Below are 1768 nucleotides of genomic sequence, written 5' to 3' on the forward strand. Positions count from 1 at the left end.
GCATGTCACCGGGCCGCGTTCAGGAGATCCTCACCACGGCCGGTCTCCCCAGCACCCACGACTCGGTCTCGGCCGTGGCGTCCCTCACCGCCCTGTTCACCGACCGCACCCGTATGACGGCGCTCCTCACCACCGCGCCCGCCGAGTCGCTGGACGTGCTGACCCGCCTGGTCTGGGGCCCGCCCTACGGCCAGGTCACCGCCCACCCGGCGCCCCATCTGCGCTGGCTGCTGGACCGCGCCCTGCTCGTCCCGACGGCGCCCGGCACGGTCGCCCTGCCCCGCGAGGTCGCCCTGCACCTGCGGGACGGCCGGGCGCACCGGGAGACGGAACCGCTGGCCCCGCCCCTGGAGGCCGCCGCCACGCACGGTCCACAGGCTGTGGACGCCGCGGCGGCCGGCCAGGCGTACACGGCGCTCGCGACCGTCGAGGAGCTGCTGAAGGACTGGGACGAGGGCGGCCCCACCGTGCTGCGGGCCGGCGGCCTGAGCGTCCGCGACCTCAAACGCACCGCCGTGGCCCTCGACGTGTCCGAGCCGATCGCCGCCTTCTGGGTCGAACTCGCCTACGCGGCGGGCCTGTTGGCATCCGACGGCGAGGCGGACGAACGGTACGCCGCCACGCCCGCGTACGACGAGTGGATGGAGCTGCCCACCGCCGAGCGCTGGACGCGGCTGGCCACGGCGTGGCTGTCGGCGACCCGTACCGCGGGCCTGGTCGGTGGGCGGGACGCGAAGGACCGTACGTTGTCGGCGCTGGGCCCGGCCCTGGACCGGTCGGCCGCGCCGGAGGTCCGCCACCGGGTGCTCGCCCTGCTGGCCGGGCTCCCCGAGGGCACGTCGGCCACGGCGGACTCGGTCCTCGCCCGCCTCCGCTGGGAACGCCCACTGCGTGGCCCGCAGGGCGGCACCCAGACCCCCTCCGGCGCCGAGTCGGCACCCGGCGCCCCGCACGACGACCTGCGCTCCCGGCTCGCCCAGTGGGCCCTGTCCGAGGCGGAGATGCTGGGCGTCACCGGCCGCGGCGCACTGTCCTCACACGGCCGGGCGCTGCTCGGCCCGCCCCCGAAAACCCCCGCCGACGCGGCCGACCTGCCCGAGGAGCCCGGCGACAAGCTCCCGGCGCACCACCTGCACCCACAGACGGCCCCCTCGGAGTCCCTGTCCGTGCCCCTGTCCCTGCCCCTGTCCCCGGGCACGGCCGAGCAGGCCGCCGCCGCACTCCGTGCCGCCGGCCTCCTCGCGCCGCTGCTCCCCGAACCCCTGGACCACGTCCTCCTCCAGGCCGACCTGACGGCGGTGGCGCCCGGCCCGCTGCAACGCCCGCTGGCCGACACGCTCGACGTGCTGGCGGACGTGGAGTCCAAGGGCGGGGCCACCGTCTACCGCTTCACCCCGGCCTCGGTGCGCCGCGCCCTGGACGCGGGCCGCGCGGCCTCCGACCTGCACGCGTTCCTGACCGCCCACTCCCGCACCCCGGTCCCGCAGCCGCTCGCGTACCTGATCGACGACGTGGCCCGCAGACACGGCCACCTCCGCGTCGGCGCGGCCTCCGCCTACGTACGCTGCGACGACGACACGGTCCTGGGCGAGATCCTCGCCGACAAACGGTCCGCGCCCCTCGGCCTGCGCCGCCTGGCCCCCACGGTGCTGGCCGCCCAGGCGGACCCGGCGACGCTGCTGGAGGGCCTGCGTTCCTTGGGCTACGCACCGGCCGCCGAGTCCGCCGAGGGCGACGTCCTGATCACCCGCGCCCACGCCCACCGCAC

General features: G+C 77.0%; 1 protein-coding gene. It reads left to right on the forward strand.

Annotated elements, in window-relative coordinates:
• Positions 1–1768: helicase-associated domain-containing protein (locus tag FNH08_RS49650; protein WP_152778566.1), on the forward strand; the 1768-nt coding region annotated here is incomplete at both ends.

Source organism: Streptomyces spongiae (assembly GCF_009377185.1).
Classification (GTDB): Bacteria; Actinomycetota; Actinomycetes; order Streptomycetales; family Streptomycetaceae; genus Streptomyces; species Streptomyces spongiae.